We start from the raw sequence: 23,792 nt of genomic DNA, 5'->3' as shown, positions 1-23,792 counted from the left end.
GAGAAAAATCCAAATGACTTCAATTGGAGATGAAACAAAAGAGGCCATCTCAACTCTATTTTGAGACAGCCTCTTTTCATTTACTTACGATCTCTTATTCTTGACCAAAACCATATCCATTAGTTAAAACACCGTTTGAATTCTTGATAACATCAGGATGATAAGGAATTAAGTAAATAGGAGCCTCACCTGCAATGTATCCATTAAATACATACGAATTATATTCATTTTCCAATTCTACGATTTTTGCTCCCCATGGTTGTTTAGTATATCCATCAGCTTCTAAAGCTTTAGCCTCACTTCCATTCGGATCGATATATTCAAACAATCCTTTAATAGCAAGATTAGTAACATTCCCAGCTGTAAGATTCTTCGTTGAAGTCCCATTAGAAGCAGCTACAGATGCCCAATCATCGTTCTGACCTCTCCAACCTGGAAAGAGTACCGGATTCGTTTTATCAGTACAGGTCGTAGTCAGTCTATAATTTACTCCAAAATCTGCAGGATTTACTTTTTTAACCCAAATATAGGATGAAATAGTATTACCATTATCAAAAGTATGATAACCTTTAGATTTTAAATCACTAATCATTGCACTAGTACGCTTATGGAAGTTATCAATAGCCATTCCCAATTTATTATTACGGATCAAATCATAACGACGGATACCTTCACCACCAAACTCCAACTTACGTTCTTCAAGGACAGCATCCAATACAGAACCACATTTACTGATAAAGCCATCTACATTAGCTTCTGATGTAGAAGCAAAAGCACGATTACGAACCATAGACAAATATTGCTTGGCAGAAGCGTCATCACCCAATGCTGCTTTTACTTCAGCCAACATCAAAATGATATCCGAAAAACGCATATAAGGAGTATTGATACCAGCCTGACGGCTCTTAATAACCCAAGGATTAGCTTGACGATTCTCGTCCCATTTATTCAAAGCAATACCACCATTATTAGCTACAGAGCCCATAGTAAAAGGAATAATCTTCTCAGAGCCATCACCAGTCGAACCGGTCACCGTACATGTAACGTCACGGCGCATATCATTCGGATCAAAATCACCATAATAATAAACTGCATGGAAACGGCTCTGACCATAGTTCTTACAAGGATAAGCAGCAGAACCGCCACCAGACGACGGACGTCCGAATGCATAAGGACGTTCACCCTGCTTACCACGAGTTTCAGGAATTTCATATACATTTTCATCTGCAATCGTTTCATCCATCATTTGTTGGAATACATACTGATAAGGATTACCAAATGTCTTCTTATCACTGCTTCTAGGGTCATTAACCTGCAAAGCTGTAGTACCAGAATTATTTACAGCAGAAGTAAGATAAGTTTCTGCAATCTTATAAAACTTCTCCCAATCTGTACGGCGACCATAAAAACACTGAGTAGCTGATGTTTCGCCTGCTTTCTCAAAAGACAATACATTACCGTCAAGATCCTTATAATAATCATTTCCAAAATCAGAACGACGAGTCTGATATCCACCTTCCATCAAAGCCATGCGAGCAATCAAGCCTTGTACATAAGTTCTAGTCATGAAAGTCTTATCAATCCCCGAAGATTCTCCCGCTCTAAACATTAAAGGCTCAACCTCTTTCAATTTATTAATATGATATTCCGCAATCACATCACGGGGAGTTATCTCACTGGCCTCTTCACCAGCCTGAAGCTGATGAGGAATATCTCCATAAAAACGAATCAGTTCATGATAACAAGTAGCACGCAAAGCGACAGCCTCACCATAAATCTGACTCAATTCAGATGGTCCGTCCTGAGTCGCAAATCCAGCAAAAGCAGAAGACCCTTCCACAGCAGAAATCAATGTATTTGTTGTAGCAATAATAGCATACAGTGATTCCCAAGTTCCTTTTGCATTACCATATTGAGAAATAGTATAGTTAGAAGGTCCCTTCTTTGTAAAAGTAGCATCTGAATAACCATATAAATTTTCAGGAACATGACGAGCTATTTGTGATGCATAAGCCTCAGGATGACGCTCTGCATCAGAACCACAAACCACCAAGTCATAAAATACGCCATTAGAATGTACCCCTGCATTTCCACGCCACTTTTCATAAGCATTATAAAGTGCGGCACGGGCAGTAGACGCTTCAGAAAATACAAAATCCACATCAGCCTCTGAAGGTGAAGAAGTATCCAAGAAGTCTTCACAAGATGTAGCAGCAAACAGCATTCCTACACCCATCATTGTATATAATATTTTTTTCATCGTTACGTGTTTTTTAATTATTAGACTTCAAATTAAAATTCAACATTCAAACCCACCGTAAATGTACGAGCACGCATGTATGCCCCCCAGTCAAGTCCAAGAGTAGGATAAGACTTGGCTTTATCCGGATCTGAGTTTACTTCAGGATCAAGACCTGAATAACCTGTAATGCAGAATAAATTACCTCCCGTGACATATATACGTACTTTCTGCATGTATGCTTTTGTTGTCCATGCTTTTGGCAAAGTATAACCGACAGTCAATGTATTCAAACGCAAATATGAAGCATCCTCTACATAATCAGATAATATAGGGGCATCTTCATAATAAGGAAGAGCATATTTAGCATTAGCATTTAATTGTTTCAAAGCTGTCGGCTCTATTACCGGTACCAAATTTCCATTCTGTATATCATACAATTGAAAAGCACCTGCCAAATCTTTATACTTATTAAGTCCCAAACCAGTTTCTTTACCACCACTAAGCTGACTCATTGTAGCAACATTATATACTTTTCCTCCAATCTGATAAGTGAAATTAGCTCCAAAATCAATATTTTTATAATTACCATTTAAAGAAAAACCACCTGTATGTTTTGCTTGGACTTCACCCAAATCAACAACATCATCCAAGTCAACAATACCACTTTTATCAACATCCTGTAATTTCAAAGCGCCAGGAAAGGCAATCTGACCATCTGCCACTTGCAGTTCTGATGGTCTACGATAAGTACCAGTAGCTGCAGTTGAGATATCAGGTATACCTGCTTTTAATTTATAAACGCCATCCACATAATCAAAATCATCTACCGTATAGAAACCGGCACTTTTGAAACCTCGAATAACACCTACAGGTTTGCCCTCTGACAGAACATAGTCATATGAAGGATGTTGTGCTGAAGACCCCCATCCACTATTATAGTAAATATCTTTACCACCATCTAACTCATCAATATTATTCTTATTGAAGTTATAAGTCGCCGATACGTTCAAATTAAAATCCTTAGTACGAATCAAATGATAATTCAAAGCCAATTCAACACCTTTGTTAGAAGTCTGACCAATATTTCGATACTGATAGCTATAACCTGTAGAAGAATCAATTTCTTGACGCATCAACAAATCACTTGTTGTATTCCAATACAAATCCAAAGTACCAGACAAACGGCTTCCCCACAATCCAAAATCAAAACCAATATTACGTGAAGTAGTAGTTTCCCATTTCAAGTCTGGATTAGCTTTCATTCCGTTCGGTTCATAAGTGGAGACCACATTACCATTATAAGTAGTAGTTCCTGTTTTCCAAGTTTCACGCCATAAACTAGCATCAATATTATCAGCACCCGCAAGTCCATAAGAAAGACGCAATTTCAAATTATCAACAACTCTTGCCAATGGCTGAAAGAATGGTTCATCAGAAATACGCCATGCAAAAGCACCAGCAGGAAAATATCCCCAACGATGATTGGGACCAAACTTAGAAGAGCCATCAGCACGTAATGTAGCAGTCAATAAATAACGTCCCTTCAACGAATAGTTACCACGTCCAAAGAAAGAAACCGTAGTAGAAGGAGTATTAATTTTATTTGAATAAGAATTATCGGCATGACCAGCTTGATACATATTGAACATACCAAAGACACGATCCATGTCCCAGCTTTCAGCCATCGAATATCCGGCACCAATCATTTCACTTGAAGCACCCGTATTTTTAATGACTTCGTTACCCAACAAGAAAGAAAGATTATGATTATCTCCCAAACCTTGTACTTCATAATTCACTGTAGTAACAGAACGCCAATTTTCAGTATTGCCTTTTGTCAACTTAGCATATTTATATCCTCTAGTAAAATTATCAGCAGAAGAAGCAGAACCATCATCGTAATATTTACCCTCACTCCATCCGTGACCAATCGCAAATTCTGTACGAGCTTTCAAACCTTTAATAATCTCCCAGTTCAAAGCAGCATTTGCACGGATATTTTGGCGATTTGTCAAATCAGTGATAGCATTAGTAAGACCAACAGGATTGGCACCCACCTCAATATTCTTAGATCCCATCTGGAACAAAGCATCGTCACCGTTTCCTAAAGGAGTATCAATCGGACGATACTGATAAGCAGAAGATAAAAGAGAACCACGTCCACTTCTAGCCTCATCTTTACCTTCAACATTAGTGCTGACGTAACGTGCATCCAATTCAAAACTCAGTCCTTTTGCCAACTCTTGTTTCAATTTCAAGTTAGTAGAGAAACGTTCATAGCCTGATTTTATTTTAATACCATCATCATTCAGATAGTTAACAGAAAATGATATTTTCGTTTTTTCACTGCCACCATTTATGGTCACATTGTGATTTTGAGCACTAGCTGTACGAAGCATATCATCAGTCCAATTATGGGAATCCATATTCGCATATTCACTATAATGATTACCATATTTTTCTCCTAAACCAAAATAACTAGCCATCTGATCTCCCATTCCCAATGCAGTTCCATATCCCCAAGTATGTTTTACATAATCCTGAGCAGACATAGGTTCTGGAGTCTTTGCAGCCCATTTACTTTGATAATATCCACTATATGATACAGAAACCCTATCTTTATCCGCACCTTTAGTCGTAACCAAAATCACACCATTTGCACCACGAGCACCATAAATAGCTGTTGAAGAAGCATCTTTCAAGACATCAATTGACACAATCTGATCTGCAGGAATATCAGAAATAGAACTAACCGGGAAACCATCCACTATAAAAAGAGGATCATTGCTTTGTGAAATAGAGCCTCCTCCACGTACACGAATAGAAACGGAAGCTCCAGGACGACCATCTTGAGAAACGACAGAAACACCTGCCAATTTACCTTGTAAAGCCTGAGAAACATCGGCAACCGGGTTGGCAACTAAAGCTTCATTACTTACCGAAGCTACTGAACCTGTCAAGTCACGTTTCTTCACAGTACCGTAACCAATAACCACAACTTCGTCCAAAGTTTCGGTATCTTCTTTCAGTACGACATTAATTGTTTTTTGATTACCCACTTTCACTTCTTGAGTAATATAACCTATATAAGTTACAGACAAAACATCATTGTCTTTAACCCCAGAAAGCGAAAAATTACCATCGAAGTCCGTAATGGTACCATTAGTCGTTCCTTTTACCAAGACGTTTACACCAATCATCGGTTCACCTGCTGCATCTTTAACAGTACCGTTCACCTGACGACCTTGAGCAAAAGCAACCAAACAAAGCATACTCAAAAAAAGAGTTGAGATAGCTTTTCTAGCTAATTCTTTTAGATTCATAAGATGTGTTTTTATAGTTATTAAAATGTTTTTTTAAGGTTTTGACCTTAGCTTCACTGTTGCAAAATTATGAATATAACATTACCTTGATGTGTAGTTTTTATCTTTTTATGTGGATTTATTAGGTATTTTTTACGGGATCCAATTATTCAACACAACAAAAAAAGGAAACCTCCACCAACGTAGAAGTCTCATTTTCAAGCAATTACAAAATCAATCTAGTCTATTGGGTCCCAATCACTTTGAGTACGAAAAATAGCATCGACCGTCACCGCCTCAGCTTCTTTCTTTGTTAACTGTTTGCTCCACGCCACCCTTTCCGAAGCATTTGCACCCTCACCGGTATTTTTATATTCCATATAACGGGCGGTTTCTTCATTAGACTGCTTACCCCAATTGTGCCATCCGGCAAGAACAATATGTTTCCCCAATTCACATTCTATAAATAAAGTATAAGCATATGGACGCCAAGGACGACCTAAATACACTTTATCCACTCCCGGTTCTGCCGTCAGCTTACAGTGCTTAAAGACATATCCATATTTAGCCTCTTTCGGAGTGGAAGCAGCCGTTACATACGAATTGCGTTTACTGTGAATAATACAATCTTCAAATAAAGCGGTGGAAGGACCGAAAATAAAGTCGGTAGTACCATCAATATAACAATCCTTGAAATAAAGACGGGTAAATTTAGCACCGGTATAAATAGTGTCCTGATTGCCCAAGATACGACAATTGATAAATTTCAAACGGTCACCTTCCGTATGTAAAGCTACCGCCTGTCCCAACTGAGCCGCATTGTTCTCAATAGTCAAATTTTTAAAAGTGATATCACTGCCCTCTACCTTCACCGTATAAGTGCGGAAAGTACCCATTTTATTTATATTCGCATGATCATCATAAGTAATAATCGTCTTATCACGATCTTCACCTATAATATCTATATTTTCCACCCATGAAGGAACAATCACTTTCTCCTTGTATACTCCGTTCTTCACATAGATCGTAACAGTATAATCCATGAAAGCCCGCGCACTCTCTATAGCCTCCTGCAAAGTACGAAAATTCCCCGTTCCATCACGTGAGACTACAATTGTATCCTGACGTTCCTGAGCCCATGCTGCGCTTACAACAGACAATAGCAACAATAATCCTAAAACTTTCCTCATCGTATCACCTCCTATTATTCACATGCAGTTCCACAACTGTTTTTCTGAAACAAACGTTCCCATTCCAGACTGGCCATAATAAACGGACCTACTGCCTTCGCATCATTAGAACGTATTTTTTCAGTTATATAATAATTATAATCTCCGGTACGATACACCGGCTTGCCTCCCAAACCTGCAACAGCACAACCTTTAGTAATAGAAACCACACCTTTATCATCCACTTCTATAAATTGGGTCAAAAGCCCTTCATATCCCTTTTTAGCCACTTCCATGTACGAAGGACAAATATATCCCTTACGTAACGCTTTCAACAGAGTATATACAAACATGGTAGAACAAGAGGATTCCAGATAATTCCCCTCATCCCCGCTTCTGTCAATTACCTGATACCATACCCCTGTTGCTGGATCTTGAGTACGTTTAATCTGGGCAGCCAGTTTATTCAATATTTCGATAACAGATTCACGTCCGGCTTCGTGTTCCGGTATAAAATCGAGTACATCCACACAAGCCATTGCATACCATCCCATGGCGCGTCCCCAACAGTGTTGCGACCACCCGGTAGTTTTATCCGCCCACTTTTCACGCTTGCTCACATCACATGCATGACGGTATAGATCAGTCTTCGGATCATAATTATGGCGGGCCACTGTGACAAACTGATTGATAATATCAGCATAATCATTCACACGGTTGTTACGGTAAGCATACTCCGCATAAAATGGTTGCCCCATATAAAGCCCATCCAGCCACATCTGATTCTCATAAATCTTCTTGTGCCAGAAACCGCCATCGGCATTACGAGGATGCGTATCCAACTGACTGCGCAACAAATCCAATGCTTTCTTGTATTTCTCGTCCTTAGTCTGCTCATAAATACGGAAAAGCATCTTGCCGGAATTCAGACGGTCAATATTATATTCCTCCAGTTTATAAGTTTCGATAGAGCCATCCTGATGAATCATTGTATCAGCATAAGCCACAGCATAATCAAAAAACTTTTTATCACCGTATGCATCATATACATCCAGCATAGCTTGAAGTTCCAGGCCATGACAGTAATCCCACTTCAAACGGGTCTGAAAATCCAATTGCCAAGATTCGGGACAACGCACCATTTCTGATTCCGCCATACGTACAGACCAAGGCTTATTACCACAAACCTGCTGAGCCATGCCAATCAAAGGAACAGCCGCAAGCAAACCGGACACAATAATTTTACAAATAGAATTCTTTTTCATGAAGACACTTATTTTTAGTATTAGACCTATTTATTTTATGAAACAAAAGTAGTATTTTCCTCGAAAAGCAGTGTGCACTTTTCAACCTACTAAGTGTATTATTTGGTATTCGTGTGCGAAAACGGTTATTTTTGTGCACGATAACGATAAAAATCGTTCAAAAATTGTCTTTTTACTAATTATTATGTCTTTCAGGTTTGATAAGTTGAGAAAAGGTTTTATTTTTGGGGCAGTTTTTAATTTATACTATTGTAGAAAACACAGTCATTTACTATTAATTCACAAGAGAATGGAACAAGTTTTTAGTTATATCATCGGTTTAGGAGCAGCGGTGATGATGCCTATAATTTTTACAATCTTAGGCGTTTGTATCGGAATCAAATTCAGCAAAGCATTAAAAAGCGGTTTGTTGGTAGGTGTTGGTTTCGTTGGTCTATCAGTGGTTACCGCACTTCTGACCAGCAGTCTGGGTCCGGCCTTAAGCAAAGTGGTCGAAATATATGGCCTGCAACTGAAAGTATTCGATATGGGATGGCCTGCTGCTGCAGCCGTAGCTTATAACACTTCCGTAGGGGCATTCATCATTCCGGTATGTCTGGCCGTTAACATCTTAATGTTATTGACTAAAACCACCCGTACGGTTAATATTGATTTATGGAACTATTGGCATTTCGCTTTTATCGGAGCCGTAGTTTATTTTGCAACAGATAGTATTTTGTGGGGATTCTTCGCTGCTGTTATCTGTTATATCATCACATTAATCTTAGCAGATTACACAGCAGACAAATTTCAAGGTTTCTATGATAAAATGGAAGGTATTTCTATTCCGCAGCCCTTCTGTGCAGGTTTCGTACCATTCGCTCTCATTATAAATAAGGTATTGGACAAAATTCCCGGATTTGAAAAGCTGAACATTGATGCGGAAGGTATGAAAAAGAAATTCGGTTTATTAGGCGAACCTCTCTTCTTGGGTATCCTGGTAGGATGTGGCATCGGTGCATTATCTTGCAAGAACGGACAAGAAATAGTAGACAAGATTCCTTATATTCTAGGTTTAGGTATCAAGATGGGAGCGGTAATGGAGTTGATTCCCCGTATTACCAGCCTGTTCATCGAAGGGTTGAAACCCATTTCGGACGCTACCCGCGAACTGATCGCCAAGAAGTTTAAGGGTGCTGTAGGCTTAAATATCGGTATGAGTCCTGCCTTGGTGATCGGACATCCGGCCACGTTGGTTGTATCATTACTATTAATCCCTGTTACTATCTTATTGGCAGTGGTGCTTCCGGGCAATGAATTCTTGCCATTGGCTTCATTAGCTGGCATGTTCTATGTATTCCCATTGATATTACCTATCACAAAAGGAAATGTAGTAAAGACTTTCATCATTGGTTTTGTTGTGCTGGCCATCGGTCTGTATTTTGTAACAGATCTGGCTCCTTATTTCACCAAAGCAGCACATGATGTATACGCCAAGACACAAGATGCTGCCGTAAACATCCCGTCTGGTTTTGAAGGTGGTGCGTTGGATTTTGCTTCAAGTCCTTTCTCATGGGCTATTTTCCATTTGACTTATTCATTCAAATGGATTGGTTCCGGAATTTTAGTACTGATAACACTATTCTTAATGGTGCTGAACCGTCGTTCTATCATTAAATACCAGAAAACAATGAAAAATTAAAATTTAAAGATAATGATTATGAAAAAATTAGCGATTGCAATGATGCTGAGTGTTTCTGCCTTGGCAGCTTCAGCTCAAGTAAATTACAAAGTACAGACCGCTTGCCATCCGCAAGATGTGAAACACTATGATACAGAACGTCTGCGTAGTTCATTTATGATGGAAAAGGTGATGGCGCCGGATGAGATCAATGTTACATACACCCTTTACGACCGTCTTATTTACGGAGGAGCTATGCCGGTAAACAAAATTTTGAAGCTGGAAACTTTCCGTGAACTGGGTCCGGAAATCACTTACTTCCTTGAACGGCGTGAACTAGGAGTCATCAATGTAGGCGGTGATGGCGTAGTTACTGTAGACGGTAAAGAATATCCTATGAAATACAAGGAAGCCCTCTATGTAGGTTGCGGGAATAAAGAAGTTACTTTTAAAAGTAATGACGCTGCCAAACCGGCTAAATTCTATATCAATTCGGCACCGGCTTACAAGCCATACGTTACTCAATTGATCACTACCGACGCCAAGCTTCAAAAAGCAAATCCTAAACAGTATGCTTTAGCTATCTCAGATCATTATGGAAAAATGGAAGATAGCAACGACCGTATTGTAAACCAGTTAATTGTAAAAGATGTATTGGAAAGAGTGAAAAACGGTGGTACAAACCAATTACAGATGGGACTTACTGAACTGGCTCCGGGTTCTGTATGGAACACCATGCCGGCCCATACACATACCCGTCGTATGGAAGCCTACTTCTATTTCAACCTGCCTGAAGGAAATGCCATTTGCCACCTGATGGGCGAACCGCAAGAAGAGCGTCTGGTATGGTTACACAATGAACAAGCTATCACTTCTCCCGAATGGTCTATCCATGCCGCTGCAGGTACCAGCAACTATACCTTTATTTGGGGTATGGGAGGTGAAAACCTGAAATACAGTGACAAGGATGAAATAAAATACACAGATATGAGATAAGTAGAATGGTACACACCATTACTCATTAACTCTTGTCATTCTGAATGTTGCAAGAAATCAACTCGTTTTCAGTTTTTTTGCGACATTCAGAATGATTTTTTTTAGAAATCTTACCATTGTACCGATTTATACAGGCTTTCCACCAATTTTTGCATAGAGAATAGGTACAGAATGGTTATTTTTGCGTCTAATAAGAAAAACATAATTAAATCTATTATCATGAGTACATTTCAAAAAGTAGGTGAGAAGATGACAAACTTCAGATGGATAATCTGTGGTCTGCTATTCTTTGCCACTACAGTCAATTACCTCGACCGTCAGGTGCTTTCACTAACCTGGAAAGACTTCATTGCTCCGGAATTTCACTGGACGGATTCGAATTACGGAGATATCACAGCTATTTTCTCTATAGTGTATGCCATTGCCAACCTGTTCGCCGGTCGTTTCATTGACTGGATGGGAACTAAAAAAGGTTATCTCTGGGCTATCTTTGTCTGGTCCTTAGGAGCTTGTCTTCATGCATTGTGCGGTTGGGCAACCGAAGAAACATTAGGTATTCATAACGCAGAAGAGATGCTTTCTGCAACAGGAGCCGTCGCTTCAACTATCGCTATTACCAGCGTTTATTACTTTATCGCTGCCCGAATCGTATTAGGTGTAGGTGAGGCAGGAAACTTCCCAGCAGCTATTAAGGTAACAGCCGAATATTTTCCGAAAAAGGACCGTGCATATTCCACTTCCATCTTTAATGCAGGTTCTACAGTAGGTGCTTTAGCCGCTCCGATCACTATTCCTCCTTTGGCACGTTATTTCCAAAGTATTGGTGTGGGCAACGGATGGGAAATGGCTTTCATCGTTATCGGTGGTTTAGGATTCATTTGGATGGGACTTTGGATGTTCCTCTATAAGAAACCCAATGTCAACCCTCGCGTGAATGCTGCCGAACTGGAATATATCGAACAAGACAACAACAATCCTGAAGAATCAGCAGAACAACAAGCTGCTGCCAACGACTTCGACAACAAGAAGATTTCATTCTTGCAATGTTTCAAATTTCCCCAAACATGGGCTGTATTTGTCGGTAAGTTCATGACTGATGGCGTATGGTGGTTCTTCCTGTTCTGGACTCCGGCATATATTTCGGATGTATACGGTTTCGCTTCAGATACGGGTACCGCACAAATGTTGATTTTCGTATTATATGCTATTACCATGTTATCTATTTATGGTGGTAAGTTACCTACTATTATCATTAATAAAACAGGTAAGAATCCATATGCAGCCCGTATGCAGGCTATGCTTATCTTTGCCTTGTTCCCACTGCTGGCATTGTTTGCCCAACCTTTAGGCAATTATTCATATTGGTATCCTATCATTATTATCGGTATTGCAGGTGCTGCACACCAATCATGGTCTGCCAATATTTATTCTGTAGTAGGTGATATGTTCCCCAAAAGCACCATCGCTACTATCGTAGGTATTGGTGGTATGGCAGGTGGTATAGGTTCATTCTGTATTAATATGGGATCTGGCAGACTGTTTGACTATGCAGCAGAAACGAATATGACTTTTATGGGATTCGAAGGAAAACCTGCCGGCTACTTCATCATATTCTGTGTATGTGCCGTAGCTTATTTGGTTGGTTGGATTATCATGAAAGCATTGGTCCCCAAATACAAACCGGTTGATGCCTAATTAAAGAATTCACCACAGACTACACACCTAAGTAGCCTGTGGTATTTTTTTCCCTAATAAATAGTTTTCAGAAGATATTGATAGATAGAATTATGACTTAATATTTCAGGGACTCCTGTGATAAAAAGCTGCTTGCGTGCACGCGTTAAAGCGACATTCAGCTTACGGTCAATCTGTACACCGTCCTCTTCTGTCAGGTTGGGCAGAAACCTTAATTGATAGAGGTGATTCACACAAAAAGAATAAATAATGACATCACGTTCGCTGCCCTGATACCGTTCCACAGTGTCAATGGAAATCCTACTCAAAGCAGGAATAGCCAATGCCTGAAGCTCTTTACGTATCAAAGCAATCTGACTTCGATAAGGAGTAATGACCCCTAACGTTCGATTCGGATCAAATTCCTCTTCATGAGCCAGATACACCTCTTTGGCTAAACCGGCGACAATCTGTGCCTCATATCTGTTTGTTTTTCCGGAAACGCTCTCCAAATCTTGCTTCGAAGGGATAAAACGTACCGGAGCCTCTATGTGCTCCAACTGATGAGGTAATCCCAAAGCCTCCAATTTTCCGGCATAAAATGCTTTATTGGGAAAAAAAGCCACTCCCGGATGCATACGCCCCTGACGGCAAAGCATATCTATCGCTTTAGGAGATTCTTCTTTTAAATGAAAACGATAAAGCCGCTCAAACAGAGAATCTTTTAAATTAAAAAGTCCGGCTTCCCTAAGTCCCTCATCATGCACTTCAGAATGTCCGCTATTCTGCAAAATAACGGCAGGCAACTGTTTATGATCACCTATCAGGATAAATTTACCCACTGCATTTCTTTCATCGGCAAACTTGGCACACAGAATACCCAACAATTGGGGTTCTAATATTTGGGTGGCTTCATCCACTATGGCTACATCAAAACGTTTTAATTTAAAAAGTTCAGCTTTAGCCGCAATAGAGGCCACGGTTCCAACATATACTCTGCAATCTGCCATACGGATATTCACCTCTCTCCTACTGTTACATTCCGCCAATATATTCTCCAACAGATGTCCTCTAAAACGTACATCACAGGAAAGCTCACTTCCCACCCGTATATAATCTATACAGGGGGTGATAGAGGACAGTGACTGACAAATTTCATCAACAGCCCGGTTGGTATAAGCCAGTAACAATATCTGCATAGATGATGCTGCATAGAAATGTTCCACCATTCTACGCAACGCCCTCGAAGTCTTTCCTGTTCCGGGAGGTCCCACCAGAAGAAAATAATCACGGGCCGACTCAGCTTTCAACGCCACCCTCTCAAAATCATCACCGGTCAGCGCTATAGCTTCATCAAAAGACGAATCAAAGCGGGGAGGCCGTTGTCCCAGCAATAATTCCCGTCTTTCCGTATTCGCATCCAGAAAAGCGGAGAGTCCCAAATACATACTGCGAAATGTAGTATCCATCGTATCATGTTCTACAGCATAACGACTGTCCGGAGAAAAAACGGAAGCATTACGTTGGGTAGCACGTAAACGAATACGCAATTCTGTATCTGTAATCTGCTCAATATTACCCTTAAAAACCATTTTATTGGTCGCATTATCCAAGTCATTATTACGCTCATACAACACAACCACATCTCCTGTACGGAAATTGGGAAGAAACATTTCATCATATTGCGGAATAGACAAAAGTATATAAGCCTTATGAGCCTGTGATGCCCTATTTTCCATTATCTGCAAATCATATAATATCTCTCCCGCCTCACGTTTCTCATCCAGTGTACTCAGCCAAAGAGCTGAAGCCCCTGCACGTCCTTCATAATCCACATCTCCCGATTTGGAGGTATAAAGTTCTTTTGTAATGAAATTATAAAGCGTATAAAAATAGGCCTGCTCCAAAGGTTCCAACGCCGACAGCTTCTCCCGGAAACGCGAGATAGAGGGCTTCAAATACTGTTCCCAGAATCTGCCGCTCAGTTTTCTTTCATTCACCACCTCCGGATTGATTTGTGCCAACAAGTTGCGTGTAAAATCAGGATGATTATGGAATTGTACCCCATACTCGGCAGCAACAATACGGTTACGCAAATTGATAACCCGCCTTACCTGAGCCCACGATGCTCTGGCCGGATACAATAAAGGATAACGGGTATAAAGCAAATAGGGATGCATACGCCGCCGGTCCTGTCCCATGCTATATTCCAACACTGCCATATATAGCAGCATCTGAACCTTATTATTTTCCTTGGGTTCCACTTTTCCCTGCATGGAGAATTCATCCGCTTTGCCCGATTTCATTTCTATAAAGCTGCTCATATCCCGCTGCATATAGTCCAGACGTCCCTGAATGCCCAACGCCTCGCAAATATAGGACGGTTCCAGCACAGCCTCCTTTTTATCCAGATTATACCCCGGCTCCAAAAAAGTGTGTTGTACAACGTCCCGTATATGCTCAAAATGCATCCGGCAATCCTTGGCAAACTCTTTCTCTTTGGACGGGTCACGAAGTTCGGCACAAGCAGCCAGTTCAATGGGATACTGCCGGAATGCCTTCTTCATACAGTCTATATAGTCCGGCTCCTCCTCACCTGCATGTATCCATTCATCCAGGAACAGATTGGCTATATTTCCCAATAGCAAAGGGCGGGCATTATCAATCGGCACCAGCCGGCTCAAAAAATAGTTTGCCGGATGGCTGCCATAATCCTTGTAACATTCCGCCAATGAACTGATATCTATCAAATAATCCGGTTCCAATACGATAAAAGAAGGGGTATAAATTCCATCCCTATCTACAGAAACATCCAGCAGATTAAGCTGGGCATATCGCCAAAGTTCCTTTATGGTTTCTTCAAATTCATGATTGATACCGGGTTTATTATAAACAACTCGTATAGGTTCATCAGCTATTACATCTACAGGATGTACATACAAATAGGTATCATCGGCATAATCAAAGCATACACGGATGCGGCGGATGTATTCCATCTTTTCTTTTTTCCCTGAAGATGCTATTTCCTGCTTGGGAAGAACTGAGAACAACTTCAATGGAATATCCTGTGCAAACATCTTCCTATATGCGTATGCCACTGCACGCAAATCACGCAGGAACTCTTCTTTTACAGGAGACTTACGATGGTTCAAAATATCATTGGAAGTCAGACGAAAGGTATGTAACTGATTCTGTTCTTTCAGATCCAGCCCATATTGAGTGGCTACATAATTAATACGGGCGGCCAAATCAGTGGTCTGCAAACTATTCCCTTGTATCTTTTCACGCACCACACGCTCCAATGATTCACGCAATTGCCTGTAACGGCGTTCCAATGGCTGGTTTTCATCTACATAAAGCCTGTATAACTCTTCGTAATATTCTTCTATCTCTTCATTCATGCCGTAAAGATACACAAATTATTATTTATAGAATACTGGCATAATAATAGGATGGGTTTCCCATTTACGGGTCATCGGATTAAATTCCCTCTCTGCTCCCGCTTCAATTCCGAAACTATCCGATATTTTAAATTCCAAAGTGCCTCCGTATGAATTCTGGTTCATAAAAAGCTGTGAAGCGGGAGTCATACCATATCCGTTATACACCGAGTATGTGCCGAACATATTGATCTTCATTCTGTCATTAATGCGAAAAGACAACCTTCCCTTAGCACCTAAATCATTAAAGCGGACTCCATATACATTGTATTTAGCAGCATATACTCCTCCCGTCACGGTTATAAAATCATTGAGACGCTGTGTGTACATCACTCCGGCATTACGTGCCTCACCTATAGAAGGCAACCCTTGAAAGGAATGATAACCACTCAGAATCCCTGTACTATTAATCTGATAAGCACGTCCATCTATATAATCATGTCCGAAAGGATTTCCGGAAAAAGTATAAGGGGATATCTTAGGCATTTCTTCACGGGGAGTAAAATCAAATTTTGGCATCCGCAACGTATCAGATAAAACGGGAGGTGTCAACGTAGGAGGTTCGTTTATAAAATCCATACTTTTATCAGCCTCATTCATCTCATTGATAAACTCATTGATTTTATCTTGCCGGATGATGAGCGTATCCTTGTCATTTTCAACCTGAGCTATGCCATGCAAGGAAAGAATACAAAAGAATAAGAACAAGCCAATGCGTTTCATTTGTAAATGTGTTTTTTCAAAATTACAATTTCCGCATTGACTTTTCCCGTTTCATTAAGACTTAATAAGACTTTTTGGCTGTATTCCTTAAAAATGCTATTGATTTACCATAGGAAGTTCCAGCCATTCGGTAGAAATATAATTCTTGCTTGAATCTATAGCAATTAATACCTGGTCATTATCCCGATTATAACTGCCGTCATAGGTAAAAGGAGTAATTTTACTATCAAATTCTCCTATAAAAGAAAGTTTTCCATCTTTAGGACTATACCACCATACTTTCTTTTTTGCGCCACTGATTTTAGTCAAGTCAACAGACATCGGATTTCCGGAGTAATTGTATACTAACAAATAATCCTTTCCTCGAGTCGCAATGGCTCTGTCATAACGATTCCCATTCGTACCGGCAATTACACTTTGATCCGGTACACGTTCAAAATAAGGGAAAGTTAACATCAGATTCTTCAGATATTTCATCTGATTGAAGCCGGGATCCTGCATTGCTTTATACCAAGGTTTCTCTATTCCATCAGCTCCATACCCACCGGGTGTACCCGGTTTCAAGAACTGCATGATATTATTATGTCCGTATGTATGTCCGCAAGAGCCCGCAAAAACAGACCAATATCCATAGCGTCTCACATCACAGTCACGCCAGCGTGGCTGGGCAGGATCATGCAATCCCTGAGGAATACCTTCATAACTGGGTTCTGCATCCAGAACAGGCTTCAGTGGAGTCATGGACAAAGCCTCTTCTACATAACGCCAATTGTCTTCCTCCAATCCCGTAACAGAAGTATCACCATCTCCTTTTTTCTGGCCATAACGCCTGTGTCCACTTTGGAACATATTCATATCCATCCACTCCTTATTATTCAGATGGGTAGCACTGGATGTACGACCAAACGGATGAAAGGTCATGATATGATTCTCGTCCACAGCAAGAATACTATTCGCCAACGCCTCCCAAATCTCAGTATTCCGGTCAGCATAAGTATCTCCACCGATTACCCAAATAATATTAGGAGCATCTTTATATCGTTCACCTAAAAATCTACCATACGCTTTGGCCTCTTCAACATTCATCTTTCCGGAGCGCACAAGCCCTCCCCAGATACATACCATCGCTATGTAAATGCCGTTCTGCTCAGCTTTCTGAATAATATAATCCATGTGGTCCCAATACCCGTAAACTCCTTTTCTGTCTATATTCTTAAAATTGAAACCATCTATCATGGAATACTGGCCATAGAAATTCATGGCAGGAACTCCATTTATAGTCTGTACCTGCACCACATTGAAACCTGCCTGACGACAATGTTCCAGATAATAAGCAGCCTCATCTCTATTCAGTTTCTCGGGCAACAGCCATCCCGTATCCCCCAACCAGAAAAAAGGAGTTCCGTCCGCATTCATCAGATAACGGTTCTCTTTACTTACTTTCAGTTGTCCATGACTCCAAGGCTTATAAACCGACGATTTGCTCTGTGCTGCTGCCGAAAGCAGCCCTCCTTCCACCATCAGAAGAAGGAATAATAATACTAGATTCTTGTTTTTCATTTGTGCATTCATCTTATAAATTTCAAAAGCCCAAAGTAACTTATTCAAGCAGACAATTCTGGGTAATAACTAGTCTTTTTGAGGGAATCTTTTAGCTTCCTCCGCTTTCAGGTTGAGCAAAACTGATTCGGGAACTTCTATGATAGTACCATGCTTATGTCCTTGCGGAATAGAAATCTGATCGTCAATGGGAGTAAAGTTCTTGAAGTCTTTTGTAGACACGGCTCCAAACCGTCCTTCCCGATAAACATCAAAATAAATCAACCATTCATCACCTACTTTCACGGCACACGGACCTTCAGAGTAAGTCGGTGCAAATTTTACTGACGGATCAGCATAAGGTCCTTCTGCCGATGGCCCGGATACACAGAACAAATCACTGTAACCAGGCTTGCGATTGTCTTTTATAATTAATACATAGTCGTTTTTATCACGCTTTACTATAAATCCGTCAATAGAATTAAATCCCGGATCATAAAACGCCTTTGCAGGAGTAAACGTTTGGAAATCCTTGGTCGTGGTATAATAGGCACGGTGACTTTTATTAGCTCCCAAACTATCGGCTGCCGTATATCTTTCTACAGGAATGGCAGAAGACCAGGCAACGATGAACTGTTCCTTTTCATCATCATAGAAAACTTCCGGTGCCCACACATTGTTAGTCAAAGAGTCTTTCATCACTTTGATTTCGCGTTGTTCACTCCAATGAATCAAGTCTTTAGAACTGGCATAACCAAATCCCTGTTCTCCATTCCAACTGATTGTCCACACTAAATGGAAAGTTCCATCCGGGCCTTGGGTCATGGACGGATCACGCATCATCGAATTGGGAGCATATTTCTGTTCTTCGGTCTGTTTAGTGAAATAATTATAATAAGGAGTCTTATTTCCTATTTCCGGTTTCAACCATGAACCTGCGATACTATCCCAATGATAGCCGTCATAGCTGTAAAGATAATGTAACCCGTCCAATGCCGGCTCACGATGAGAAGTGAAGATATAGACTTCCTTTTCGGGTTTTGTACAAGCTGTAAAAGCCAATAAGGCAAAAACGAAGGAAAAAAACAATTTCATAGCATGCTGTTTTATGATGAATAAACCTTTTCCAACAGGACGAAACAACAAGTATTTTGTACTCTATACTTCTTAAAGTATCAATCTAAATCAATAATAAATATCCATCATATAACAAGATGTATCTCGAGACATAAAATACGAATTATATCCCGAGACAATCCTACATAGAATAATGATGAGAATCAGCCTTTAGTTTCCAAATAAACCAGCTGCGTCTGCAAATACTCTTCCAGCCCATGTTTACCATCCGCGCCGCCGATACCAGATTTACGCCATCCGGCATGGAATCCCTGCATCGCCTCAAAATTCTCACGATTCACATAAGTTTCACCAAATTTCAACGCACGAATCAATTTGAATGTCATATCCAGGTTCTGGGTATAAATAGAAGAAGTCAGCCCATATTCACAATCATTAGCCCAGGCAATGGCGTCTTCCACCTCTGTAAACTCAACAACCGGAAGTACCGGTCCAAAAGTTTCTTCCTGAATAATATCCATCTTTTGGGTACAATTAGTCAAAATCGTCGGTTCAAAGAAATATCCTTTAGTACCGATACGATGACCACCGCATAGCAACTCAGCTCCCTGCTCAATAGCTTTTTTCACTTTCTCTTCTACTGATTTCAGTGCATTGGCATCAATCAACGGACCCATATCGAGGTCTGTATACTGATTCGGATCACCCACTTTCACCTGCTTGAATCCTGCCAACAATTTCTCAAGAAAAGCCTCTTTTATACTAGAATGTACATACACGCGCTCACAGCAATTACATACCTGTCCTGTATTAATAACACGCGAAGCAATAATGGATTTTACAGCTAAATCCAAATCTGCATCCGGCATTACAATACCGGGAGCCTTCCCTCCCAATTCCAAAGAAACCTTCGTCACATTGGTAGAAGCGGCTGCCATAGTCTGTATTCCAGCCTCCACACTTCCAGTCAGACTAACCATACCTACTTTGGGGTTAGCAGCCAATTCATGTCCAATCACCGAACCACGACCGTTCACCAGATTGAATACACCTTTAGGCAACCCAACTTCATCTACAATCTGTGCGAAAACATACGCGTTTTCCGGTGTCAGCTGACTCGGCTTTACCACAATTGTATTCCCCGTCAACAGAGCAGGAGCGGCCTTACGGGCAATCAAGAAAAAAGGAAAATTCCAAGGCAGGATGCCTGTTGTCACCCCAATAGGTTTCTTAAAGACAAATATATTTTCGTGAGGACGGTCACTAGGAATGATTTCCCCTTCATAGCGACGGGCCCATCCGGCCATATAATCAAGGTAATCAGCCGTAAATAACACCTCTACATTAGCTAATCCTCTTGTTTTTCCACCCTCCCGGATAATAATATCAGTCAATTCCTGTTCCCGCTTGCGGATACCTTGTGCAATCCGAGTTAAATAGCCGGCACGTTCAATAGAGGTAAGACTCTCCCAAGAAAGCTGTGCCTTCACGGCAGCATTTATAGCAGCACGTGCATCTTCCGGTGTGCCATCAGGCATTTTAGATATCACTTCTTCCGTAGAAGGGTTCAATACATCAATCCACTTATCGGATTGGTTTTCGATGAATCGCCCATCGATGTACATCTTTAGTTCTTTCATGGTCTTAAATGTAAAATGAGTACCTTATTTCTTTCAATCTGAAATATTCAAGCAGCATTTTACAAATATATCGTTATTTATAAAGCCCAAAAATGTATTTTTGTTCATTAACATGGAAATTTATACACTTTAATTGAACTTTATGAATCATATTTATAATTATTCCTCCATCAACTGCCACAAAAGCTATCTCCTTCTTATCACTAAAACATCACTTATTTATATTGTGTAGGCAACACCCCAAACAGTTTCTTGAATGATTTTGTGAAATAACTAGGTGTATTAAAACCAACCTTATCAGCTATCTCAGCAATGGTAAGCCCTCCCTCTTTCAATAATTCGGCAGCTTTACGAAGACGTACATTCTTCACAAAATCAGAAGGCGAGCTTCCGGTGATGGATGTAATCTTACGATAAAGAGTAGCACGGCTCATGCACATATCCCTACTTAAATCTTCTATGGAATATTCAGGATTACTAAGGTTCTTCTCAACCATATCCAATGCCTTCCTTATTAATTGCTCATCAGATGCTGAAATAGAATTCGCTTCTACTTTTCCTTCTTCCGACAATGGATCTATCTCATGCCTTTGCTCCGGATTTTGTTCCAGTGGCAGAACAGTCTGTGCAACAATGGACTTCCGTAATTTCATATACATCCGGCCCAATCCCCAAACAACCGATAAAACAACAAGCACATAAAACAAATACGCCCAACCTGTTTCATACCAAGCAGGCAAACACTGGATCATGACCGTTAATGTACTCTTACTCCACAGCCCATTCTCATCTGTAACACGGACTTCCAGTTCAAATTCCCCCTTTGACAAATCTGACAATCCGATACTATTTTCCCCTGCCGGCAAGGCCACCCAATTATCGTTTCTTTGTTTATAACGATAAGCATATCTTACCTTATCCGTATTCAAATGGTCAAAAGTAGAAAAAAACAATTTCACATTTCTCTCATGAGGAGACAGGCTTATTTTCTTTTGATTATCCACCCCGATTTCAGAGGTGTTATTCATTTCGACGGATGTCAAATGCACCGTTGGTTCAGGTATCCTCCTCTTTTTTTCATTATAGTGAGGAAAAGTCACAATTCCACCTCGTCCACCCACACTCATTTCTCCCCGAGGATCTTTATACAATGACTGGAAATCTTCCAGATTTATCCAAGAATCAGTACAAGACATCATAGTAAAGATATGTGTTCCGGGATGATAGACCATCACCCGCTGTGATGTAAGAATCCAAAGATTCCCATCGTCATCCGACTTTATATCCAACACAGCATCCCCTGTCAATCCACAATCTTTTGTCCGGGAAATAAAATCATTCGTATCCGGAGAATAACTATACACATTGCCCTGTTTAGTACCCACCCAAAGATTGTTGTCCGGTGCAACAGTCAATACCGAATAATTTTCTCCTGTATCCTTTATTTGCAACCGGCTTTCTCCGGAAATTCTCCACAACCCTCTACTTTCAGTTGCAAAATAAACAACTCCTTCATTAGACGAAACGATAGCATTTATAAAACCAACATCATCACAAACTGTAGTCAATCGGCCTTCCTCCAAGCTATACCGGAATAAATGGTAAGTAGTCCCTATCCAAAGATTCCCACGACGGTCATCATGCAAAGCACGGATACGCTCACCTTGTTTAATGGGTATGGTACATACGATGGATTCAAAAAGCCGGTCCTCCTTATACCGAATTAAAATTACCGAATGATCCCTTACCATATAGATTCCCTCTCTATCCGATGGCCTCTCAAAGAAAAAAGAAAGCTCCCTGTCATTCTTAACAACAGACATACGATCTCTTTGGGGATCATAAGCATACAGCCCCAATTTCTTTTGCCTGATCCAATAATAATTTTTCTCTTGAGAAAACTGCATAGGAGATGCGATTACCCCCAGATTTTGCTTTACCCCTTCCATAGACAAAGGAAGCACTTCATTGGGTAGAAAAGAAATAATGAAAGAAGAAGGATAATAACCTGTCACCCATAAATTTCCGGATTGATCGGAAAGAATCTTTGTGAGGATTTTCCTGTCAGCTGATAATAAACGGGAGAGATCCACCTTATCCAAGGATGCATCGGCCGTTATTTTATAGGCATATAAGTTATCTGCCGCAGTCACCCACAAATATCCCTTAACAGAATCTTGTATGATATGATGAAGCTTTCGGGCATCGGAGTTAGAAGACGCATTATCCACTGTTTGCAATCCAAACATTTTGTCCGTATCCTGTGCCTTGGGGTCAAAACGTACAATTCCTTTTCCCCAAGTAGTAACCCAATAATACGGAGTGTTATGATCTTCCGTCATGCTTGTGGGATACTCATCATAGGGCCAAGGATATGAAATAAAAGAGTCCTTTACCTTATCATAGCAAAAAAGCCCGCCTTTTGCTTGAGTTACCCAAACAGTCTGTTTCTTATCCTCATAAATAGAATTGACGGTATTCTCCCGTCCTTTCCATTTAAGAATGTATTTTCCGGTTCTTTCCCCTGACTCATTGTATCGAAACAAATGCCTGTTAGTCGAAATCCAGATCGTACCATCAGACGTCGCTGTCATTGTAGTTATAGTCCAGCTCTTTATCGTTTCATCAGCAAGCGCCCTTATCTCATAATCTGTTTTTGACAAAATATAGGCGCCACGCTTCGTTCCAAACCATATTTTCCCTTCACCGTCTTCAGTAATACACGTCACACTGTTGTTTTCCAAGATTCCCGGATTTTTGAAATCAGAACGGAACACTTTCACCATATATCCATCATCACGACACAAACCTCCCCCCTCAGTGCCATACCACATATATCCTTCCGAATCCTGGAAGATACAAAGCAATTCTTTGGTCGGCAACTGTTCCGAATTAGGAAGGTTTCTTACTATCATATCAAATGCTTTGACCGGAACGGCATTTATCCGCACAGTCAATAACAAAATAATGATTGGTAATACTATCCTTCCTATGTTTTTCATATTCTTCACGCAAGTACTCCTGTTGAAAACAAACGAATACAAAGCTAGGAAGAAATTCAAGAA

General features: G+C 40.4%; 13 protein-coding genes. 3 read left to right on the top strand and 10 right to left on the bottom strand.

The features are described from left to right. Positions 1-94: 94 nt before the first annotated feature. From AB5062_RS11390 to AB5062_RS11375, 4 genes are all read right to left on the bottom strand, one after another. Positions 95-2,260 (bottom strand): RagB/SusD family nutrient uptake outer membrane protein, encoded by a 2,166-nt coding sequence (locus AB5062_RS11390; protein WP_005849174.1) that lies wholly within the window; start codon positions 2,258-2,260, stop codon positions 95-97. A gap of 32 nt (positions 2,261-2,292) precedes the next feature. Continuing rightward, positions 2,293-5,565: a TonB-dependent receptor gene (locus AB5062_RS11385; protein WP_032953506.1), complete on the bottom strand. Its 3,273-nt coding sequence runs from the start codon at positions 5,563-5,565 to the stop codon at positions 2,293-2,295. Between the two features lie 218 nt (positions 5,566-5,783). After that, entirely contained in the window at positions 5,784-6,734 is a 951-nt protein-coding gene (locus tag AB5062_RS11380; protein WP_032953507.1) for a pectinesterase family protein, read from the bottom strand. A gap of 14 nt (positions 6,735-6,748) precedes the next feature. Then, positions 6,749-7,978 carry a glycoside hydrolase family 105 protein gene (locus AB5062_RS11375; RefSeq protein WP_008669625.1) on the bottom strand — a complete coding sequence of 410 codons (1,230 nt, stop codon included), beginning with the start codon at positions 7,976-7,978 and terminating at the stop codon, positions 6,749-6,751. Between the two features lie 289 nt (positions 7,979-8,267). On the opposite strand from AB5062_RS11375, the gene AB5062_RS11370 reads away from it, so the two are divergent. The 3 genes from AB5062_RS11370 (at position 8,268) to AB5062_RS11360 (ending at position 12,329) form a co-directional block, all read left to right on the top strand. After that, a complete protein-coding gene (locus AB5062_RS11370) occupies positions 8,268-9,659 on the top strand; it encodes a PTS sugar transporter subunit IIC (RefSeq protein WP_005842794.1) in 1,392 nt (463 codons plus the stop codon). Between the two features lie 18 nt (positions 9,660-9,677). Then, the gene (gene kduI, locus AB5062_RS11365) at positions 9,678-10,634 is read left to right on the top strand and encodes a 5-dehydro-4-deoxy-D-glucuronate isomerase (protein ID WP_008782301.1); all 957 of its coding nucleotides are present in this window, start codon (positions 9,678-9,680) and stop codon (positions 10,632-10,634) included. Between the two features lie 219 nt (positions 10,635-10,853). Next, positions 10,854-12,329, top strand: a complete 1,476-nt coding sequence (locus AB5062_RS11360; RefSeq protein ID WP_005842798.1) for an MFS transporter — start codon at positions 10,854-10,856, stop codon at positions 12,327-12,329. Between the two features lie 53 nt (positions 12,330-12,382). Here AB5062_RS11360 and AB5062_RS11355 read toward each other — a convergent pair whose 3' ends face one another. From AB5062_RS11355 to AB5062_RS11330, 6 genes are all read right to left on the bottom strand, one after another. Continuing rightward, entirely contained in the window at positions 12,383-15,709 is a 3,327-nt protein-coding gene (locus AB5062_RS11355; RefSeq protein WP_011965337.1) for a DEAD/DEAH box helicase, read from the bottom strand. A 21-nt stretch (positions 15,710-15,730) separates the two neighbouring features. Next, a complete protein-coding gene (locus AB5062_RS11350; RefSeq protein ID WP_011965336.1) occupies positions 15,731-16,471 on the bottom strand; it encodes a hypothetical protein in 741 nt (246 codons plus the stop codon). A 96-nt stretch (positions 16,472-16,567) separates the two neighbouring features. Continuing rightward, positions 16,568-18,031 carry a glycoside hydrolase family 140 protein gene (locus tag AB5062_RS11345; RefSeq protein ID WP_005849183.1) on the bottom strand — a complete coding sequence of 488 codons (1,464 nt, stop codon included), beginning with the start codon at positions 18,029-18,031 and terminating at the stop codon, positions 16,568-16,570. Positions 18,032-18,100: 69 nt separating this feature from the next. After that, positions 18,101-19,105, bottom strand: a complete 1,005-nt coding sequence (locus AB5062_RS11340) for a glycoside hydrolase family 43 protein (RefSeq protein ID WP_011965335.1) — start codon at positions 19,103-19,105, stop codon at positions 18,101-18,103. A 185-nt stretch (positions 19,106-19,290) separates the two neighbouring features. Continuing rightward, complete coding sequence (gene aldA / locus AB5062_RS11335) at positions 19,291-20,727, bottom strand: aldehyde dehydrogenase (protein ID WP_057249977.1); 1,437 nt, start codon at positions 20,725-20,727, stop codon at positions 19,291-19,293. Positions 20,728-20,942: 215 nt separating this feature from the next. Continuing rightward, positions 20,943-23,729, bottom strand: a complete 2,787-nt coding sequence (locus AB5062_RS11330) for a two-component regulator propeller domain-containing protein (RefSeq protein ID WP_032946382.1) — start codon at positions 23,727-23,729, stop codon at positions 20,943-20,945. Positions 23,730-23,792 lie beyond the last annotated feature (63 nt).

The organism is Phocaeicola sp. RTP21359st1_B8_RTP21360_211022, assembly GCF_040911965.1.
Classification (GTDB): domain Bacteria; phylum Bacteroidota; class Bacteroidia; order Bacteroidales; family Bacteroidaceae; genus Phocaeicola; species Phocaeicola vulgatus.
Note: the sequence above shows the minus strand (reverse complement) of the source record. Positions and strands in the feature narration are given on the sequence as shown.